Origin of the sequence: Shimia sp. MIT1388, from assembly GCF_047124445.1 — a bacterium.
Classification (GTDB): Bacteria; Pseudomonadota; Alphaproteobacteria; order Rhodobacterales; family Rhodobacteraceae; genus Shimia.
On sequence record NZ_CP138921.1, the window covers coordinates 2,947,303 to 2,964,297 of the forward strand.

The 16,995-nt window shown below is 57.8% G+C and carries 23 protein-coding genes; 8 read left to right on the plus strand and 15 right to left on the minus strand.

Going from position 1 to position 16,995, the window contains the following annotated elements; all coding sequences use genetic code 11:
• Positions 1 to 23: 23 nt before the first annotated feature.
• The 5 genes from SIB92_RS14620 to SIB92_RS14640 all read left to right on the plus strand — a co-directional run bounded on the left by SIB92_RS14620 (position 24) and on the right by SIB92_RS14640 (position 4,820).
• The gene (locus SIB92_RS14620) at positions 24 to 449 is read left to right on the plus strand and encodes a hypothetical protein (RefSeq protein ID WP_412552733.1); all 426 of its coding nucleotides are present in this window, start codon (positions 24 to 26) and stop codon (positions 447 to 449) included.
• Between the two features lie 66 nt (positions 450 to 515).
• Positions 516 to 2,549 carry a flagellar biosynthesis protein FlhA gene (gene flhA, locus SIB92_RS14625; protein ID WP_412555845.1) on the plus strand — a complete coding sequence of 678 codons (2,034 nt, stop codon included), beginning with the start codon at positions 516 to 518 and terminating at the stop codon, positions 2,547 to 2,549.
• On the plus strand, positions 2,546 to 3,322 hold the full coding sequence (locus SIB92_RS14630; RefSeq protein WP_299421391.1) for a flagellar biosynthetic protein FliR: 777 nt from the start codon (positions 2,546 to 2,548) through the stop codon (positions 3,320 to 3,322). The genes flhA and SIB92_RS14630 overlap by 4 nt, the downstream gene beginning before the upstream one ends.
• Positions 3,319 to 4,410 (plus strand): flagellar biosynthesis protein FlhB, encoded by a 1,092-nt coding sequence (locus tag SIB92_RS14635; RefSeq protein WP_412552734.1) that lies wholly within the window; start codon positions 3,319 to 3,321, stop codon positions 4,408 to 4,410. Before SIB92_RS14630 ends, SIB92_RS14635 begins: the two co-directional genes overlap by 4 nt.
• Positions 4,407 to 4,820, plus strand: coding sequence for a hypothetical protein (locus SIB92_RS14640; RefSeq protein WP_412552735.1), 414 nt, complete (start codon positions 4,407 to 4,409; stop codon positions 4,818 to 4,820). Before SIB92_RS14635 ends, SIB92_RS14640 begins: the two co-directional genes overlap by 4 nt.
• Before the next feature lie 77 nt (positions 4,821 to 4,897).
• Here the strand turns inward: SIB92_RS14640 and SIB92_RS14645 are convergent, their stop codons facing one another.
• Genes SIB92_RS14645 through SIB92_RS14685 form a run of 9 tightly spaced genes read right to left on the minus strand, consistent with a single transcriptional unit; the run spans position 4,898 to position 9,467 of the window.
• A complete protein-coding gene (locus SIB92_RS14645) occupies positions 4,898 to 5,395 on the minus strand; it encodes a flagellar basal body-associated FliL family protein (protein WP_412552736.1) in 498 nt (165 codons plus the stop codon).
• 12 nt (positions 5,396 to 5,407) lie between these two features.
• Complete coding sequence (flgH, locus tag SIB92_RS14650; protein WP_412552737.1) at positions 5,408 to 6,139, minus strand: flagellar basal body L-ring protein FlgH; 732 nt, start codon at positions 6,137 to 6,139, stop codon at positions 5,408 to 5,410.
• Between the two features lie 12 nt (positions 6,140 to 6,151).
• Positions 6,152 to 6,571 (minus strand): flagellar basal body P-ring formation chaperone FlgA, encoded by a 420-nt coding sequence (flgA, locus tag SIB92_RS14655; RefSeq protein WP_412552738.1) that lies wholly within the window; start codon positions 6,569 to 6,571, stop codon positions 6,152 to 6,154.
• Between the two features lies 1 nt (position 6,572).
• Complete coding sequence (gene flgG, locus SIB92_RS14660; RefSeq protein ID WP_412552739.1) at positions 6,573 to 7,358, minus strand: flagellar basal-body rod protein FlgG; 786 nt, start codon at positions 7,356 to 7,358, stop codon at positions 6,573 to 6,575.
• 22 nt (positions 7,359 to 7,380) lie between these two features.
• Positions 7,381 to 8,094, minus strand: a complete 714-nt coding sequence (locus SIB92_RS14665; RefSeq protein ID WP_412552740.1) for a flagellar hook-basal body complex protein — start codon at positions 8,092 to 8,094, stop codon at positions 7,381 to 7,383.
• A 2-nt stretch (positions 8,095 to 8,096) separates the two neighbouring features.
• On the minus strand, positions 8,097 to 8,366 hold the full coding sequence (locus tag SIB92_RS14670; protein WP_294115531.1) for a flagellar biosynthetic protein FliQ: 270 nt from the start codon (positions 8,364 to 8,366) through the stop codon (positions 8,097 to 8,099).
• Positions 8,366 to 8,653 carry a flagellar hook-basal body complex protein FliE gene (gene fliE / locus SIB92_RS14675; RefSeq protein ID WP_412552741.1) on the minus strand — a complete coding sequence of 96 codons (288 nt, stop codon included), beginning with the start codon at positions 8,651 to 8,653 and terminating at the stop codon, positions 8,366 to 8,368. The genes SIB92_RS14670 and fliE overlap by 1 nt, the downstream gene beginning before the upstream one ends.
• 21 nt (positions 8,654 to 8,674) lie before the next feature.
• Positions 8,675 to 9,061 (minus strand): flagellar basal body rod protein FlgC, encoded by a 387-nt coding sequence (gene flgC, locus SIB92_RS14680; protein ID WP_412552742.1) that lies wholly within the window; start codon positions 9,059 to 9,061, stop codon positions 8,675 to 8,677.
• Positions 9,062 to 9,083: 22 nt separating this feature from the next.
• Positions 9,084 to 9,467, minus strand: coding sequence for a FlgB family protein (locus tag SIB92_RS14685; RefSeq protein ID WP_412552743.1), 384 nt, complete (start codon positions 9,465 to 9,467; stop codon positions 9,084 to 9,086).
• Positions 9,468 to 9,550: 83 nt separating this feature from the next.
• Here SIB92_RS14685 and SIB92_RS14690 point away from each other — a divergent pair, with 83 nt between their 5' ends.
• Positions 9,551 to 10,882 carry a FliI/YscN family ATPase gene (locus tag SIB92_RS14690; RefSeq protein ID WP_412552744.1) on the plus strand — a complete coding sequence of 444 codons (1,332 nt, stop codon included), beginning with the start codon at positions 9,551 to 9,553 and terminating at the stop codon, positions 10,880 to 10,882.
• 122 nt (positions 10,883 to 11,004) lie between these two features.
• Here SIB92_RS14690 and SIB92_RS14695 read toward each other — a convergent pair whose 3' ends face one another.
• From SIB92_RS14695 to SIB92_RS14720, 6 genes are all read right to left on the minus strand, one after another.
• Positions 11,005 to 11,793, minus strand: coding sequence for a DUF1217 domain-containing protein (locus tag SIB92_RS14695; protein ID WP_412552745.1), 789 nt, complete (start codon positions 11,791 to 11,793; stop codon positions 11,005 to 11,007).
• Positions 11,790 to 12,194 carry a flagellar biosynthesis repressor FlbT gene (flbT, locus tag SIB92_RS14700; protein WP_412552746.1) on the minus strand — a complete coding sequence of 135 codons (405 nt, stop codon included), beginning with the start codon at positions 12,192 to 12,194 and terminating at the stop codon, positions 11,790 to 11,792. Before flbT ends, SIB92_RS14695 begins: the two co-directional genes overlap by 4 nt.
• On the minus strand, positions 12,191 to 12,568 hold the full coding sequence (gene flaF / locus SIB92_RS14705; RefSeq protein ID WP_412552747.1) for a flagellar biosynthesis regulator FlaF: 378 nt from the start codon (positions 12,566 to 12,568) through the stop codon (positions 12,191 to 12,193). Before flaF ends, flbT begins: the two co-directional genes overlap by 4 nt.
• Positions 12,569 to 12,652: 84 nt before the next feature.
• A complete protein-coding gene (locus SIB92_RS14710; RefSeq protein WP_412552748.1) occupies positions 12,653 to 13,864 on the minus strand; it encodes a flagellin in 1,212 nt (403 codons plus the stop codon).
• A 227-nt stretch (positions 13,865 to 14,091) separates the two neighbouring features.
• Positions 14,092 to 14,463 (minus strand): flagellar biosynthesis protein FlgN, encoded by a 372-nt coding sequence (locus SIB92_RS14715; protein ID WP_412552749.1) that lies wholly within the window; start codon positions 14,461 to 14,463, stop codon positions 14,092 to 14,094.
• Complete coding sequence (locus SIB92_RS14720; RefSeq protein ID WP_294115515.1) at positions 14,456 to 14,749, minus strand: rod-binding protein; 294 nt, start codon at positions 14,747 to 14,749, stop codon at positions 14,456 to 14,458. Before SIB92_RS14720 ends, SIB92_RS14715 begins: the two co-directional genes overlap by 8 nt.
• A gap of 114 nt (positions 14,750 to 14,863) precedes the next feature.
• On the opposite strand from SIB92_RS14720, the gene SIB92_RS14725 reads away from it, so the two are divergent.
• The gene (locus SIB92_RS14725; RefSeq protein ID WP_412552750.1) at positions 14,864 to 16,240 is read left to right on the plus strand and encodes a flagellar hook-length control protein FliK; all 1,377 of its coding nucleotides are present in this window, start codon (positions 14,864 to 14,866) and stop codon (positions 16,238 to 16,240) included.
• Between the two features lie 9 nt (positions 16,241 to 16,249).
• On the plus strand, positions 16,250 to 16,942 hold the full coding sequence (locus tag SIB92_RS14730; protein ID WP_412552751.1) for a flagellar hook capping FlgD N-terminal domain-containing protein: 693 nt from the start codon (positions 16,250 to 16,252) through the stop codon (positions 16,940 to 16,942).
• The last annotated feature ends 53 nt before the right edge of the window (positions 16,943 to 16,995 follow it).

A 16,995-nucleotide genomic window follows, 5' to 3' on the forward strand; every position in this document is an offset into this window, starting at 1 on the left:
CATCTTAACCATGCGCCGATAGCTTGGGCCTTGAACTGGGGCAGAAAGCTATCGGTATGAAAAAACAGTACGTTTTCAACGCGATGTCGCGATTCTATGGCGACTCACTCAAGGCCATCACAATCGGTCTTCTGGGACTTGTGACAAGTCTCCTTTTGGTTTTTACCATATTTGTACAAGACAGCACCGATGGCGCGGAAACCCACAACAGGGATGACGCGGCCCATCAAGCTCGCCCCTCCAATAATGCCGCCACAATCAAAGCCAGTTTTAAACGCGATCTGGCGCAATCGCCGGATCAGGCGCTGATGCCGGTGAAGCGCACTGCCAATGTGATCCGCGAAAACAACTTCCCGCTGCTTCAACGCAGCGGTTCAACTGGCACGATGGGCTCTCTTGTGCCGCTTGGGTCCGGATCGGGCCGATCACTGCTGAGCAATGGAGGGTAATCCGTGAACCCAACCTTCTCCATCAAAGCGCTTTTTAGCCCGACGATCCTGCTCGCCCTCGCCCTGATGGCGATTATTGTCATGATGATCCTGCCGATGCCCTCCTGGGTGTTGGACATCGGGTTGGCCGCGTCTTTTGCCCTCGCGATTCTGATCTTCACTGTGACGCTGTTTATTGAGCGTCCGTTGGACTTTTCCGCCTTCCCCACCATCCTGCTGGCCTCGCTGATGCTGCGCCTGTCACTGAACGTGTCCTCGACCAAGCTGATCATTGGGCAAGGTCACACCGGCACCAACGCTGCGGGTGATGTGATCGAAGGCTTTGCCAATTTCGTCATGGGCGGCAGCGTGTTTTTGGGACTTGTGGTGTTCTGTGTGCTGCTCATCGTGAACTTCATGGTGATCAACAAAGGTGCCACTCGGATGGCCGAAGTGGGCGCGCGTTTTGCCCTCGACGGCATGCCTGGTAAGCAGCTTGCGATTGACAGCGATATGTCCGCCGGTGCGATTGACCACGCCGAAGCCAAAGCCCGCCGAGAGCGCGAGCAGCAGGAAACCACCTTCTTTGGCTCGCTCGATGGTGCGTCAAAGTTTGTGAAAGGCGATGCGATTGCCGGCCTGTTGATCACGCTGTTGAACTTGGTGATGGGCCTGATCATGGGCGTCGCCATTCATGGCATGCCGATTGGCCAGGCGTTTGAGACCTATGCCATTCTGACCGTGGGTGACGGCCTGGTGACGCAGATCCCGGCCGTGATCATCTCGATTGCCTCTGCCTTGCTGCTGGCCCGTGGTGGCACCACCGGCTCCACCGATCTGACCCTGCTGAAACAGCTGGGCAACTATCCTCCTGCGATTGCCACCGTGGCCGTGCTGATGATGTTGTTTGCGCTGGTGCCTGGCCTGCCATTCCTGCCCTTCCTGGCGGGTGGTGGTGTGCTTGGTTTTGCCGCGTATTACCTGCACCAGAAGAAGAAAGAAGAGGCCGAAGCCAGCCTTGAAACCGATGAGGAAGACGCACCGGTTCTGCCGCGCGACAAGCCCATCGGCGACGTGCTGGATCTGGACGACATCCACGTGGAATTTGCCACCGATCTGGTGAACATGGTGCTCGATCCGGGCGCGGGTCTGGATGCGCGCATCACCAATATGCGCACCCATGTCGCCTCGACTTACGGCCTGATCCTGCCGGAAATCCGCCTGACCGATGAACCATCGTTGCCTAACGGCACCTACACTATTCGCATTCAAGGCGTAGAGCAGGTACGTGACCGTCTGGAGCCGGAGAAGGTTCTGGCGCTCGCTGGTGACAGCCCGGATTCGCTGCCTTCTGGTGAGGATGTGTCCGAGCCGGTCTACGGCGCCCCTGCCCGCTGGATCGACAGCGCTGCGCAGGAGAAAGCCGCTCTCGCAGGCATCACCATTGTGACACCTGGCGAAGTTCTGGCGACCCACCTGCTGGAAACCATCAAATCTAACTTTGGCCGTCTGCTGACCTTCAAGGCGCTGCGTCGCATTCTGGATGAGATGATGAACCTGTCTGATCCGGTACGGGCCGATGCCAACCGCCGGATGATGGATGAGTTTGTGCCTGACAAAGTACCGCTCGATCTGCTGCACCGCATTTTGCGCATGCTGCTGGATGAACAGGTATCGATCCGCAACATGCCGCTGATTTTGGAATCCATCGCCGAAGCGCGCCATGTGAGCGTGCAGCCAGAAGCAATCTGCGAGAATGTGCGTCAGCGTCTAGGTTTCCAGTTGATTTCCGATCTGAAGCGCGACGATGGTACCATTCCTTTGGTCCAGCTGGCTCCGGAGTGGGAAGACACTTTTGCGACCTATCAAGTGGATGGCGACGCGGGCGGCATGGATGTGGCGCTGCCGCCGGATGTATTCAACGCGCTGGCGCAATCGATTTCCGACCGGATGACTGATGCAGGCAACAGCGGGATTTTTGCCGCGCTTGTGACGTCTACCAGGCGCCGGCGTTTCCTACGCACGGTGCTCAGCGCCAAGGGCATCTCCAATCCTGTGCTCAGTTTTGAGGAAATTGGACTGGATGCACGGCCCGCCCTTGTTGGGGTTGTTGCCGCATGATGGAGACCGCCCTCTTCCTTCTGAACACCACAGAAGCCGCGCTTTGGCACGGCTTTTTGGTGTTTTTGCGGGTGGGCACAGCGGTGGCTTTGCTGCCAGCCTTTGGCGAGACCTCGGTGCCGACGCGCATCAAGCTGGGTTTGGCTTTGGCGTTCACTGTCATTGTCGCGCCAGCCGTGCCGGTGTTTGAAAGCGCTGAACCGACGTTCCCGTTGATTGCGCAATATGCGCTGACCGAAACCATCAGTGGCTTTCTGATGGGCATTGGCATTCGCATGTTTGTGTTTGCATTGCAGACCGCAGGCACAATTGCCGGTCAGTCGACATCTTTGGCGCAGCTTTTGGGCGGCGCGGCGGGCGAACCACTGCCAGCGATTGGTAATGTGTTGGTGATTGCAGGTCTCGCGCTGGCGGTGACAATGGGGCTGCACGTCTATGTCGCGCGTTATCTGATCGGATCTTACATGCTGTTCCCCGCTGGCACCTTTCCGCCGCGGGAAATCATGACTGAATGGGGCGTGCCGCATATGGCACAGGCGTTCAACATGGCGTTCCGCCTGGCGGCGCCGTTTGTTATTATTTCGGCGATCTACAACCTGATGCTTGGCGTGATCAACCGCGCCATGCCGCAGTTGATGGTGGCCTTCGTGGGTGCGCCGCTGATCACAGCGGGCGGCCTGTTTCTTTTGTTCCTTGTGGCGCCCGCGCTGCTCACCCTGTGGTGGGGCGCGATGGAGGCCTTCATGATCAACCCGGTTGAGGGCCTGAGATGAGCGGCGGCGGTCAGGACGACGACAGCGAAAAGAGTTTTGAGCCCACCCAGAAGAAACTGGATGATGCGCGCAAAAAAGGCGAGATCGCCAAGTCCATGGATGTCTCTGTGGCGGCTGGCTACCTCGGCCTGACGTTGGCGTTTCTGACCGTTGGCGCCGCCACCATCAAGTCGGCAGGCAACGGTTTGATGGTTTTGTTGGATCAGGCGGATGAACTTGCACCAATGGTGTTTGAGGGCAATCCGTCCACGCCGCTTGGCGGGATCATGCTCGAAACCATAACGTCCGTGGCGCCCTGGTTTGTGGTGCCGATGGTCGCGGTGATCCTCAGCGTGATAGCCCAGCGCGCCTTTCTGGTGACGCCATCCAAACTGGCACCCAAACTGTCGCGCATCAATCCGATCTCCAACGCCAAAAACAAATTTGGCCGCAGCGGTCTGTTTGAGTTTGCCAAGAGCTTTGCCAAGCTGGTTATCTTTTCGGTCTGCCTTGGCTTCTTCCTGAAGGCACGTATGGCGGAAATGGCTTCCGCCATTCAGCTTGATGCGATCATGGTCCCCGCCCTTCTGGGCCGCCTGATGCTTGAGTTTTTGATGATTGTGATTGTCGTCTCCGCCTCGATCGCGGTGATCGACTATTTCTGGCAGCGTGCCGAGCACATTCGCAAAAACATGATGACCCGCAAGGAAATGACCGACGAAAGCAAAGAGGCCGAGGGCGATCCGCATATGAAACAGCAGCGGCGTCAAAAAGGTCAGGAAATTGCCATGAACCAGATGCTGGCGGATGTACCGGATGCGGATGTGGTCATGGTGAACCCGACGCACTACGCCGTCGCGCTGAAATGGTCCCGCATGCCCGGCGCCGCGCCGGTCTGTGTCGCCAAAGGTGTGGACGAAGTTGCCGCCAAAATCCGCGAAGTGGCACAGGAAAACGCTGTGCCGATCCACCGCGATCCGCCTTCAACACGGGCGCTGCACGCGGTTGTGGAAATTGGCCAGGAAGTGCCCCCGGATCACTATGCGCCGGTGGCGGCTGCCATCCGATTTGCCGACGCCATGCGTCAACGTATGAAAGGCCGCGTATGAGCGACGATCTGAAAGAGCTGAATGTGATCACCCAGGCGCGTTATCAGAAGGCGCAGGCGGCGATGCAATCCATTCAAGCAGAGGAAAACAAACTGCGCGGGCTGCTCAACGATCTGACAGAGCAGGAAAAGAACGGACGCGACGCACTGACTGGCGACACCGCCATGCGCATCACCGGCGGCGACCTGGCCTGGAACAGCTGGATTGGGCGTAACCGCAAGATCCTGAACCATCAGCTGGCCAATGTGATGGTGCGCAAGGAGATGGCCTATAAAGATCTCCAAAAGCACTTTGGGAAGGCCGATGTGATGGAAAAACTTCTGGAGCACGAGGTGCAAACCCACCGTCAAATGCGGGCAGTGGCGCTGGTGGATTCGATCATGGAAGGCAAGTTGAGCTGCGGCATGTGAGCCAACTGATCTTTCAGACACCCAAAAAAGGCGGCGCTGATGAGCGCCGCCTTTTTTGTCATATTGAGGCCTATGGATTAAGCGATGTCCTGACGGGTGATCTGCACAATCAACACATCGGTGATCTCGTCGCCGTAGGCTTTTTGGGCCACTTCCAGGAAGGTTTTGCGCAGCCGGTCCAGCTTGCTGGAGTTGGTGAAGGCCCCGTTGAAGCCGCCGATATTGGCATGATCAAACATGGTTTGCAGCAGTGCGCCGCGAATGCGGGGTTCCGCCTCAAAGATCGCTTCGCGACTTCCGGCTTCCGCTTCAATTGTGAGTGTAATCAAAATCAGCGATGCAACAGCGTCATCATTCACAACTGGCACAATGAACTGATCTACCAGATCGATGTACTCACGACCGGATGGCGGGCCTTCCTCTTCGTCGCCTTTGGCTGTTTTTTCGGCGTGTTCTTCACTTTCGCCTGCTTCGGTTGGCTCCACTGGCGCAGGCTCCGGACGCAGGGCAAGCCCTGCGCCAACGCCGGCACCAATGCCAACCAGAAGAAGGATGATGGGGAGAAGTTTCTTCATCAGATCACCCAATTAGTAAGGCAGGACCGCGTCCATGACCTGTTGACCCCAACGTGGTTGCTGCATGTCGGTGATCTGGCCACGACCGCCGTAAGACACACGTGCGGAGGCAATTTTGTCGAAGGTGATTTCATTCTGACGGGAGATATCTTCAGACCGGGCAAAGCCGGACACCAACAGCTCACGCAACTCGTAGTTCACGCGCAGCTCCTGGGAGCCTTCGATGGCCAGAACACCGTTTGGCAACACGTCCACAACAGTGGCCGCAACACGCAGGGTGAGTTTCTCGCTGCGCTTCACAGAGCCATCGCCGGAACTTTTGCTGTCAGAGCTAATGTCGACCAGTGGATCGGTGGTGGCCCCGTTTGGCAGGCGCTCGTTGATCCGCTGAGGCAGGCCCGCAAGAGCTGGCAAACTCAGGCTGTCGGAGCCGCTGCGATTGCGCTCGGATTCGTTTTTGATCTGGGCTTTTTCATCCACCTCGATCACCACGGTCAGAATATCACCACGGCTGGCGGCACGGCGGTCGCCAAGCAGGGAGGCTTTGTTGCCGCTCCAGAGCGATGCGGTGTCAGACCGACGTGAAACGCTGGCCTGTTGCGGCAGCGGCGGGTTCATCATCGCATAGTGCTCTTGATTGTTGGTGGTTGGGGTGAAGCTGGGCGCTTTGCCCATGTGATCGGTGCGGCCACAGCCGGACACGGCCAGCGCCACAAGAAGAAGTGTTGTCGAGAGAATACGCACTGGTGTGTTCCTTTAATTGGCGACCTGGATATTGCCGTTGGGCAATACGGTTCCGGTGATGGTGGAGCGGGAGCTGAGGTTCATGACGCGCAGGCGTTCGCCTTCGCCGCCACGGGCCAGAGAGCGGCCTTCGGTTTCAATGTTCAACCCGTTGGCACTGTAGATCAGGGTGACAATCTGGTTGCGTTCGACCAGCGCCGGCTCGCCAATGTCCCCTTTGCGGACAGGACGGCCGGGATAGATCGCCTTACGGGCTTCTTTGCCAATGACCGCTTCCAAATCGGTATGTACGCCGGGCACATCGCCTTGTTTGAGACCAACCACACCCGGTTCAATGATGGTGTTGGCGCGGATGATTTCGGTGGCGACCACGATTTCCGCAGAAACCGGAGCGGCCAGAACGGTAAGGATGAGGGCGAGAGCGCGTTTCATCTTAGCGCACCTGCGCCGTGGCAGCCATCATCTGGTCTGCTGCGGTGATGACTTTGGCGTTGAGTTCGTAGCCACGCTGCGCTTCGATCAGTTCGGTCACTTCGCGCACCGCATCCACGGAGCTGTCTTCCAAATAACCCTGACGCAGGGTGCCAAGGCCATCTTCGCCTGGGTTGGTCACATTGGGCGGACCAGAAGCTTCGGTTTCAGAGAACAGGTTTCCGCCAAGCGCTTCGAGGCCTTTGGCGTTGGTGAAGCCAGCCAATGTAAACTGCCCCAGCTCTTCGGCCTCGGTGGCATCATCAAAATAAGCAAACACCTGACCATCCCCATTGATGGAAATGCTGGTCGCATCCTCTGGAATGGTGATTTCAGGGGCCACTGGGTAGCCGTCAGACGTGACGATCAAACCATCGGCGCTGCGCTTTAGGCCACCGTCGCGGGTGTAGGCCGCTTCGCCGTTTGGCAGAGTGACTTCGAGATAACCTTTGCCTTCGATGGCCACGTCCAGATCACCGCCGGTGTTGGACAGGGAGCCTTGTTCCAGGTTCACGTTGATCGCTGCGGCACGCACACCGAGGCCAACCTGGACACCGGTTGGCAGAACCGAGCCGTCGGAGGCGCTGATCGCCCCGGCGCGGGAGACCTGTTGGTAGTGCAAGTCCGCAAACTCGGCGCGACGGGCGTTATAGCCGGTCGTCGACATGTTGGAGAGGTTGTTGGAGATCGTCTCAACACGCAGTTGCTGAGCGCTCATACCGGTGGCTGCAATTGTCAGGGCACGCATTCTGCTGTCCTCTTTCTAAATGTTATCTGACGAAGGTTTTCACCGCATCACGGATGCGATTGTGTTCGTTTTCCAGGAAGGTCTGCCCCATCTCATAGGCACGTTGCACCTCGATCATGCGGGACAATTGAGTGATCGGGTTCACGTTGGAGTTTTCCAGAAACCCCTGCAGAACGCGGGCTTCTTCGATGGGTTCCACGCCATCAGGCGCCTCAAACAACACGCCGGTTTCCCGTTTCAAATCAAGTGGGTTGACCGGACGATAGATCCCGAGCTGACCAAGCGGGTTGCCGTCCACGCTAAAGGTACCGTCAGAGGAGACATCCACGCTTTTGGCATCTGGCGGAATGAAGATCGGCGCGCCACCGGCATCAAGCACTAGGTGGCCGTCCATGTTCACCAGATCGCCATTTTGATTTGGTGCAAACGCACCAGCGCGGGTCAGACGCTCGCCGTTCGGGGTCTGCACCATAAAAAAGCCGGGGCCCTCAACGGCAAAATCCAGGCTTCCGCCTGTTTGCTTCAACGCGCCCTGCTCCAGCGAGGTCATCTGCACATTGGCCGTCGCCATGGAGATACTCTCGGTGCCTGGGGCAGATTTGATGAATTCCGAAAACGCGATGCCTTCGGCGCGGTAACCGGTGGTGGCCGCGTTGGCGATGTTGTTTGCCAGAACGTTCATCTCACGGGTGAGACCGGACTGACGGGTCAGCGTTGTGTAGCCTGCGTTGTCCATAGTTAGCCTCCAGCAATCAACGGAACGAGGGTGGATTGAAAAAACGAAACGAGGGTTTGGCTCATGAAACCCATGGTCGCCCAGAAAACGATGACGATGCACAGCACCTTCGGCACAAAGGTCAGTGTCATCTCCTGGATCGACGTCAGTGCCTGAAACAGACCAACCAAGACACCTGAGATCAGCGCCACTGCCAGAATCGGCATGGAGATCATCACCGCGACCCAAAGGCCCTGGCGGAGCGTGTCAAAGAAGAGGGCCTGATCCAGCATCAGACCGGCATACGCAGGATTTCTTGGTAGGCTTCGACCACCTTGTTGCGCACGGTCACGGCGGTTTCGACAGCCAGTTCGGACTGGGCCAGCGCCTGTACCAAAGTGTGCGGGTCAGCTTTGCTGGTCATCGCCTGCATCGAGACCTGCTCGCTTTCCTGAAGGGTGGCGGCAAAGTCTTTTGCCAGGCCAAACAGAGCATTCCCGCCCTGGCTGTTTTCAGCCGGCCCGGTCGCGGGCTTGGAGGCGGTGTAATTCTGAGCGGCTAGTACTGTACGGACATCCATTCTGGGTCTCCTTAGTTAAATTTATTTGCGCAAGAGTTCCATGAGCGACGAGGACATCTGACGGGTCTGGTCAAACATCTTGAGATTGGCTTCGTAGCTGCGCTGCGCTTCGCGCGCGTCAGCGATTTCGATGATCATGTCGACGTTGGAGCCGAGGTAGTTACCGGACGGGTCTGCCATCGGGTGGCTTGGATCAAAGATCTTTTTGCCTTCGGTGCGGTCCAATTGCACCGGGCTGACAGAAACCTGACCATCGCGGGTGGATGTGTCGGCCTCAAAGCTCACGGTCTTGCGCTGATAGCCGGGGGTGTCGGCGTTGGCGATGTTCTCGGACACGTGGCGCAGGCGGGCGGCCTGAGCACGCAAACCTGACGAGGTGACGCTTAATGCGGAACCAAAATCACTCATTGATCATGACTTTCTGTCTTACTTAACGTCCGAGTGCAGTTCGAAGCACGGACAGGGAGGATTTGTAGATGGCCAGCGACCGGTCGTGCTGGCGTTTGACATCAACCGCCTTCAGCATCTCTTCTTCCAGAGAGACACTGTTGCCGCTTGGGGCAACTTCGGCGGTGGCGAGGGACGGGCGCAATGCGGAGGCTTCCAGCCCATGGCCTTGATGACCAGAGCGGGTGGCGCGCATACTGGAGGCACCACCGTCATTGCGGTAGACCTCTTTAAACGGCGTGATGTCGCGAGCTTTGTAGCCCGGCGTATCGGCGTTTGCCATATTCTGAGCCACAACCGACTGGCGTACAGCGGCGTGTTGGCCCATGGCATGTGCAGTTTTAAATACGTTCAAATTCTTGAACACGGGGTTTCTCCCTCGATGGCTTAAATCAAGGCTTAACCCTGATTCCTTTAGAAAGGGTTTCGAAGGAACTTTGGAGAATCCAAATGGACGCTAAAGGGCTAGAAAGCCTTGGCGCAGAACTCAAAAGAGTGCGCCCAATCAAAGACATAGGACGAGTCTGCGCGGTTGAGGGCAACCTGCTGCGCGTGAGTGGCCTCAATGCGGTCGCACGAATCGGAGACCTGCTGGAAGTCACGCTTCATGACGGCGCAAAAATTGCCGGTGAAGTGATCCAGCTGCACACACAAGATATGACCATGCTGCCCGATGCGGCGCCGGACGGTGTGTCGATTGGCGACCGTGTGGCCCTGCGCGACCAAGTGGGCATTGCGCCGTCGGATGCCTGGATTGGGCGGATCATTGATCCATATGGCAATCCCCTGGACGGAAAGCCCCTGTTGCGGGGGCCTCAGATGCGGGGGCTGAAGAACGCGCCGCCACCGCCAGCCGCGCGGCGGGCGCTGGGCGATCGGCTGGAAACCGGTATGGCAATTTTCAACACGATGCTGCCGATTGTGAAAGGCCAACGTATTGGTTTGTTTGCAGGTTCCGGCGTTGGTAAATCCAGTCTTATGGGGCAGTTCGCCAAGCATATGACCGGCGATATTGCGGTCATCGCTTTGATTGGGGAACGGGGTCGGGAACTTCGGGAGTTTGTGGAGAATGTGCTGGGGCCAGAAGGGCTTAAGCGGTCTATTGTTGTGGCTGCGACGTCGGACCAATCCCCACTGGTTCGTAGACGTTGCGCGCTCGCGGCGATGAGTGTGGCGGAACACTTCCGGGATGCGGGTAAGCATGTGATTTTTATGGCGGATTCGATCACACGTTTCGCCGAGGCGCACCGAGAAGTGGCCGTTGCATCCGGTGAAATGCCAGCGCTGCGAGGCTATCCGCCATCAACCTCTCATATGATCATGTCGCTGTGTGAACGGGCGGGACCCGGGTTGGAGGGTCAGGGCGATATTACCGGTGTTTTCAGTGTCTTAGTCGCGGGCTCAGACATGGACGAGCCAATTGCTGATATCCTGCGCGGGGTGTTGGATGGGCATGTGGTGCTGGATCGGAAGATTGCGGAACGGGGGCGATACCCGGCGGTGGACCTTCTGCGGTCGGTTTCGCGGAGCCTCCCGCATTGTGCAACGGACCAGGAAAACGCAACAATTTCAGAGGCTCGCAGGCTTTTGGGGGCCTATGAACAAAGCGCCACGATGATCCGGGCGGGGCTGTATTCGGCGGGGTCTGATCCGGTGCTGGATGTGGCGATCAACGCCTGGCCGGAGCTGGATGCCTATATGGGTGACGGCAACAGCGCGTCGATTATGAATGCATTTCAAAAGCTTACGCTACTTCTGCGCCGTGCGGGGGCGAAGGCGTAAACAAGCCTTTTACGAAACGACAAAAGCGCGCCCATTGAGGCGCGCTTTTTGCTGAATTTTCACGTCGGTAATGCGTCGGTATCGCGACTGTTTTGCGACGGTTCTATATGTTGTGGATCAGATCAGTACTGTAACAAGGTCAAAGCAATCTGACCGCCGCTCAAACCCTGTGAAGTGTTGATCTGCGACATGATCAAATAGCGGTCCACAAGCTTCTGTTGCGCGTCCTCACCAACAAATTGGCTAATCTCGGAGTCACCGGTCAGCTTCTCCATACGGCCACGGAAGACCTCGAGCTGTTTATCGAGATCCAACGCGCCAAAAGAGGACGGCAGATTGAAGGTTTGCTCCATCACGTTGCGCAATGGCGGGGAGCCGAGCACCGAAAACCATTTGGTGTTGTCGCTGCCGCCGTTCACCGAAATCTCTTCGAGCTCACGCACCGCGTTGAGCGCCAGGCGCAGGCTCTCGTCTTGCTCGCCTACGGCGATTTCAAACTGCCGGGTGGTGTATTGCTCTTTGATGTTTTCGACGAAGGAATCCTGTTTGTGCCACGGCCCGCCAAGGTCACCAAACCCAAAATCTTTGGCAAAAGCCAAATAGCGCTTGTCCGCCATTTTGTTGGCCAATGCGTCGGAGGCTTGCGAGCCTTCCTCTAGAACTTTCTTCATGAGAAAGGTGTGGTTGATGTCTTCGTCCAACCCGTAGGCACCAAGGGCCACGCGCATCAAGCGGCGGTCTTTGGTCAGGTCTTCAGCGGTTTCGACGTTTTTGATGTTTTCTTCAAAGTAGTCGAGGTCGCGTTGCATCGCAGGCGAGCTTTCGAACGCCTTGGTCTGCGTGTCCATCGTGCGCTGGAGAAAGTTCCACGCAACGAGACCGCTGCCTGCGACGATGGGCTGAAAGCTCATTGGCGTGCCACCGCCATCAAACGGTCCTCACGCGGCAACAATGCGCGCAAAGCCTTGAGGCCCTGATAGTGACGGCCCGCGATCACCGCTTCGGTGGCGGCTGCGATCATCTGACGGCTGTCGTTGTCGGTGAACACCTGGCTCAGATCCTCGATGTGGCGCAGCAGGGTGCGTTCCACGTCGTCGGCATCGGAGTCGCCAGACAGAACCAATTGCAGCGCATAACAGGCGCGGCGCACTGGGGTGTTGGCTTCTTCCGGGTGGATGGCATCCCGCAGGCGCAGGATGTTGGCATTTGGGGTCATGATGGACAGACGGGACCGGCGGTCTCCGTTTTCAATAACTGCGCCATTGACCAGAACCCGCTCTTTAGGGCTCAATTTGAGAACAAGGCCGCTCATGCTGCTGCTGCTCCGCTTCGAAGGCCGCGAAGGATCGCGGTGTTGACTTCCAGTAGGGGCCGCACATTTGCGTCGCCCGCCAGCACTTTTGTGCTGTGATGATCCGTGAATTCCGCGAGATAGAAGATCTGGGCCCGAAGCTGTTCGGGAAGACCGTTGTCGTTGCCGGCTACATCCACGGCGAGAAGGGTCCAAAGGGAGCGGTTCTCATGGATGGCTTCGGCGAGGGCTGGGAAACCACGTTTGCCTTGCATGGCAGCTTGTTTCAGCTTGTGGGTGACCCGCGCGATCACATCATATTCCAGCTTGCCTACTGATTTGGTTGGCGCTGCGGCCTGCCCGTAGGCACGTTTAGCGAGAGCATTTGGTGTCACGTCGGAGTTCTCCCGATATGCGAGACAGAAATTAGAAAGATGGAGATGCTGGGGGCGCCGTTCGAGCGCCCCCAACTAAGTCCATTAGCGGAAGAGCGACAGCAGCTGCTGTGGCGCCTGGTTCGCGATAGACAGCGACTGTGTCGCCAGCTGTTGCTGAACCTGCAGAGCCTGCAGACGTGCGGAAGTTTCTTCCATATCGGCGTCAACCATGGAACCGATACCCGAAGTCAGGGAGTCAGACAGCTTCGATACGAAGTCGTTCTGAGTGCTGATACGGGATTCAACGGTACCGAAAGCGGCGGCTGCGTCGATGGAGGTGGTGATCAGACCTTCGATGGCGCCCAAAGCTGCCTGTGCGCCACCCAGGGTGGACACGTCAATGTTGGCAAGCTCAGCAAGGCCACCAGAACCGGCGTTTTTCCAAGAACCAGTGATGGAAACGTCTTCCGTACCAGTGTTGTCAAACAGCAATTCGCCTGGGTTGGTGCCGCTATCGTAGTCTACGGTCACGCCAGTACCGAGGGATTCGATAGCAGATTTCAGACCAATCGCGACGATGTCTTCCGCCGTTGTGGAAGCAGCGTCTTCAGCGGTCAGAGTGTAGCTAGCGGTTTGGTCACCAATAGAGATGGAGACTGTGTCGCCAGCGTTCCAGCCACCAGCGCCTTCCTGGATCAGGATGCTCTCTTGTGCGCCTGCGTCAACGGAAGCCACAAAAGTGTCACCGTTAGCAGAAACAGTTGCACCACCACCGCCTGCAGCGAAGACGTCGTTGTTGACGTAGCCACCGGTGGACAAGTCTTGGTTGTTCACGCGGATTGAGGACGCGCTAACAGCACCAGTGTTGTCACGATCAAGCGAGGAAAGAACATCAGTAAAGCCGGTACCGCTAACCAGGTTCAGGCCGTTGAACTGGGCTGCGCCCACAACGGAACCAATCTGGTCACGCAGGTCGGAAACTTCGGCCTGCAGCTTGGTGCGGTCCACGTTGTCACCCTGTGCGGCAACAATACGCTCTTTCATCTGACCCAGAAGGTCGGTCACTGTTTCGGTTGCGTTACGGGCAACAGCAACAGTGGATTCACCCAGCGAAAGGCTCTCTTTCACCGATTTGAAACCGTTTACGTCAGATTCCATAGTTTTGGAAATCGCCCATACCGCAGCGTTTTGCTTGGCGTTGGCAACCTTCTTACCAGTCGAGATAGCGGACGTGGTGTCAGACAGGCTGGAGTTAACGGATTTCAGGGTTTGCAGCGCAACCATTGCGCCGTTGTTAGTCAGAATGCTGGACATGGCATTTCCTATATGTCGTGACGCTTTTGCGTCGGGTTGTATTTTGCGCCCCTACGCATTGGGGGCACTCCTGAACGTCATTCTGACATCTACCGGTCGGCTCAGGTCCGTGTCCGGTGCCACCCTCATTGGGATGCGGGATCAACATGGCGCGGTAAGTGCTAACGTTTCCCTAAACCCAAACCAGACAATCGGTGGCATTTTAAACAAACTTGGAAGAGTGCGATTTATGCTCTCTTTTCAACACGTTGACCGGCACTTAGCTGAACTGCCTGACGCTGGCCGCGGTTGTCATAAGATTCGAAAGAGGTGCGCACGCGGCGCAGGGTGCCCATGCGCTCCTGAGTGGCGCGCAAACCGGCCTGTGCCGATTCCAAAAGCTGCTGGTTGCGGGCGAATCCCTCTTGCAATGGTGCGAGGTCGTCGGCGTCGATCTCCTCTTCCTCCTGCAAGGTGGTGAGCTCTTCAAACAGTGCTTCTTTGCGTTCCAGAAGATCAGGCAGCGCGTTCAGCTTACCTTCGATCAGCGCGGTGCGCTCCTCTTCCAGCAGCTCCTGAAACGAATCGATCAGCGGGAAGTCTACGGTTTCATCAGACATCGGCGCGCTCCTTGAGGGCGTTGAAGAACGCCTCGGACAGGCCGATGCCGCCAGCGTCCACCATGGCGCGGGCCTGCTCCTGTACAAGGAAGGAGGAGAACTGGTCTTCGCCAGCGCCACCGCCGAAAGATTCGCTGGTTTTTCCGAGGCCTGCGGATTTCAGCATCTCGGCCAGGAACCCGGCTTCGAGCTCTTTAGCGGCGTCACGCAGCGCAGTTTCACGGGCGCTGGGCGTGGGTTGAATGGGCGGCGCAGCGGGCGCCACGATGGGGGATGTGTTGAGCATTTCTTGCCTCACAGTCTAAACGCGGGTTTTTTAGTTGTGGCCGAGGACGGTAAAGAAAGTGGTAAGGAAGACTCAGGTAGAGAGGTCGGCGTGGAAGAATTCCCGGAGACCGCTATGCTCAATCTGCCCTTTGTAACCCAACCGTCTGCGCCCAGCGAGACAGGTGCCACTCAGAAACCGACCGACCCAAAGCGGGAAAGCGACGACTTTTCCAAGGCTTATGAGGCGTCGGACAAAGGCAACGACCGTCCTTCCGAGGACGTGAACGACACCCGCACAACTGACCAGACCGACGAGGATACTGCGCCGAAAGAGGCCGATTCGCGGCCTGACAAAGACGGCAAACAGGCCAAATCTGACGGGCAGGACAAAGGGTCTGAAGCGCCTGATGATGCAGATTTTGCAGCTGTGGAAGTGGCGGAAGCGGTTGAAGATGCGCCCGAAGTGGCCGCCAAAGTTGCGGAGGTGAAACCCGCAAAAGGCACAACCGAGAATGCCGCGCTGATGAAGCTGGCGGGTCAGACCGGAGACACGACCAAACAAGCCACGGCGCAACCCACACAGACCCCTGATGTGAAAGCAAGTGCTCTGCCGGAACAGGCCGCACCAAAGGCCGCTGAGGCGGTTCAGATGGCCAATGCCCAAGGCTCCAAGATGGCAGCAGAGGTTGGCGAGGGTCTGGACCCCATGAAGGTTCAAGTGCGCTCCCAGGTGAGCCAGCAAGCCGCACAGGCCACGCCGCAGCAGGTTGTGCAAGAGGTGGCCGCTCAGGATGCAGGTCGTCGTGGCGCGATCCAACAGAGCGTAGAAGCTGTGGATGAACCCACCGCGCCGAAGCTGGAAACGCCATCCGTGCCAACCACATCGACCACCCAACAGATGCAAGCCCGCGCCATCATGGAGCAGGTCAACGCCGGCATTCAGCAGATGAGCGGCAAGGCGGCGGACATCCAGACAAACCAGAGCGTTGATATGGTGATTGCCGCGACGGATGAGACCAACAACAGCTCTCGTTCGATCATGAGTTCACAGGAAGCGGCTTCGCAAGCCCGGTTGAGCAACAGCGCACCGAATCCGGCTTATGTGGTGCGTCAGGTGGCCGATGCCTTCAAAATGGCGGACAAAAACCTGATCGAACTGGCGATGGATCCGCCGGAACTTGGCAAGGTGCGCATGTCCATGACGGAGACCGGCGGCGTGATGACCGTGAACATCGCCGCTGAAAACCAAGCCACATCCGAATTGATGCGCCGTCACATCGATATGCTGCGCAAAGACTTTATGGAGATGGGCTATCAGGACGTCACCTTCAGCTTTGAACAGCAAGGCAGTGACGGCCAAAACGCCCAAGGTGGCAATGAATTTGCCCAAGGTGGACAGGGTGGCAACGCCCAAGGCGACGGGCCACTTCTGCCTGATGCCGCCACATTGGCCACCCAAACCGCCGCGCCACAGACGCTTGTGAGCAGCGGCCTTGATATCCGCGTCTAGGAGAGAGACATGACCCCTACCGCAACATCCGCAGCATCCCAGACTGCAGCTACCCAATCCGCTGCAGCGGCCGCCGCCGCCAAGGAGCCCACAAACGGCTCTGCAGCGCTGGCCTCGGATTTTGAGACCTTCCTGACCATGCTGTCGGTGCAGATGCAGAACCAGGATCCGTTGAACCCAACCGATTCGACCGAATTTGCCTCACAGCTGGCGCAGTTCTCGACCGTGGAACAGCAGACCCTGACCAACACACTTTTGACCAATCTTGGCACGCAGCTGGGTGCGATGGGCATGGGCAACTTGGCGACTTGGGTTGGCATGGAAGCCCGCGTGACCGCGCCGGCGCATTTCACCGGCGAACCGGTGCAAGTGGTGCCCAACGCCAATGAACTGGCAGCGCAGGCTACGCTGATCGTGCGCAATGAATCTGGCGCGGAAGTGCAGCGCTATGCCATCGATCCAAAAGCCGAAACTGTGACCTGGAGCGGTCTTGATGATGCGGGCAAACCCTTCCCGAATGGCAACTACACCTTCGTGACCGAAAGCCGCGCAAATGGCGAAACGCTCGACACGGTTTATGCCGACATCTACGCACGGGTGACCGAGGCGCGGAACACCGACCAAGGCGTGGTGCTGATTTCGCCCGGCGGCGTGGAATTTGCCGCAGACTCTGTTGTGTCCCTGCGCGAGCCAACCACCTAAGGCTTGCCTCGGCTCAGCACGTGAATTAGCGTCGCGGCGCTCTGCTCAAGGAC

What these genes read in the sequence shown, in the direction of transcription:
- flhA (WP_412555845.1), top strand. Translation starts at nt 516, where the DNA reads ATGGCGATTATTGTCATGATGATCCTGCCGATGCCCTCCTGGGTGTTG.
- SIB92_RS14630 (WP_299421391.1), top strand. Translation starts at nt 2,546, where the DNA reads ATGATGGAGACCGCCCTCTTCCTTCTGAACACCACAGAAGCCGCGCTT.
- SIB92_RS14635 (WP_412552734.1), top strand. Translation starts at nt 3,319, where the DNA reads ATGAGCGGCGGCGGTCAGGACGACGACAGCGAAAAGAGTTTTGAGCCC.
- SIB92_RS14640 (WP_412552735.1), top strand. Translation starts at nt 4,407, where the DNA reads ATGAGCGACGATCTGAAAGAGCTGAATGTGATCACCCAGGCGCGTTAT.
- SIB92_RS14645 (WP_412552736.1), bottom strand. Translation starts at nt 5,395, where the DNA reads ATGAAGAAACTTCTCCCCATCATCCTTCTTCTGGTTGGCATTGGTGCC.
- flgA (WP_412552738.1), bottom strand. Translation starts at nt 6,571, where the DNA reads ATGAAACGCGCTCTCGCCCTCATCCTTACCGTTCTGGCCGCTCCGGTT.
- flgG (WP_412552739.1), bottom strand. Translation starts at nt 7,358, where the DNA reads ATGCGTGCCCTGACAATTGCAGCCACCGGTATGAGCGCTCAGCAACTG.
- SIB92_RS14665 (WP_412552740.1), bottom strand. Translation starts at nt 8,094, where the DNA reads ATGGACAACGCAGGCTACACAACGCTGACCCGTCAGTCCGGTCTCACC.
- SIB92_RS14670 (WP_294115531.1), bottom strand. Translation starts at nt 8,366, where the DNA reads ATGCTGGATCAGGCCCTCTTCTTTGACACGCTCCGCCAGGGCCTTTGG.
- fliE (WP_412552741.1), bottom strand. Translation starts at nt 8,653, where the DNA reads ATGGATGTCCGTACAGTACTAGCCGCTCAGAATTACACCGCCTCCAAG.
- flgC (WP_412552742.1), bottom strand. Translation starts at nt 9,061, where the DNA reads ATGAGTGATTTTGGTTCCGCATTAAGCGTCACCTCGTCAGGTTTGCGT.
- SIB92_RS14690 (WP_412552744.1), top strand. Translation starts at nt 9,551, where the DNA reads ATGGACGCTAAAGGGCTAGAAAGCCTTGGCGCAGAACTCAAAAGAGTG.
- SIB92_RS14695 (WP_412552745.1), bottom strand. Translation starts at nt 11,793, where the DNA reads ATGAGCTTTCAGCCCATCGTCGCAGGCAGCGGTCTCGTTGCGTGGAAC.
- flbT (WP_412552746.1), bottom strand. Translation starts at nt 12,194, where the DNA reads ATGAGCGGCCTTGTTCTCAAATTGAGCCCTAAAGAGCGGGTTCTGGTC.
- SIB92_RS14710 (WP_412552748.1), bottom strand. Translation starts at nt 13,864, where the DNA reads ATGTCCAGCATTCTGACTAACAACGGCGCAATGGTTGCGCTGCAAACC.
- SIB92_RS14715 (WP_412552749.1), bottom strand. Translation starts at nt 14,463, where the DNA reads ATGTCTGATGAAACCGTAGACTTCCCGCTGATCGATTCGTTTCAGGAG.
- SIB92_RS14720 (WP_294115515.1), bottom strand. Translation starts at nt 14,749, where the DNA reads ATGCTCAACACATCCCCCATCGTGGCGCCCGCTGCGCCGCCCATTCAA.
- SIB92_RS14725 (WP_412552750.1), top strand. Translation starts at nt 14,864, where the DNA reads ATGCTCAATCTGCCCTTTGTAACCCAACCGTCTGCGCCCAGCGAGACA.
- SIB92_RS14730 (WP_412552751.1), top strand. Translation starts at nt 16,250, where the DNA reads ATGACCCCTACCGCAACATCCGCAGCATCCCAGACTGCAGCTACCCAA.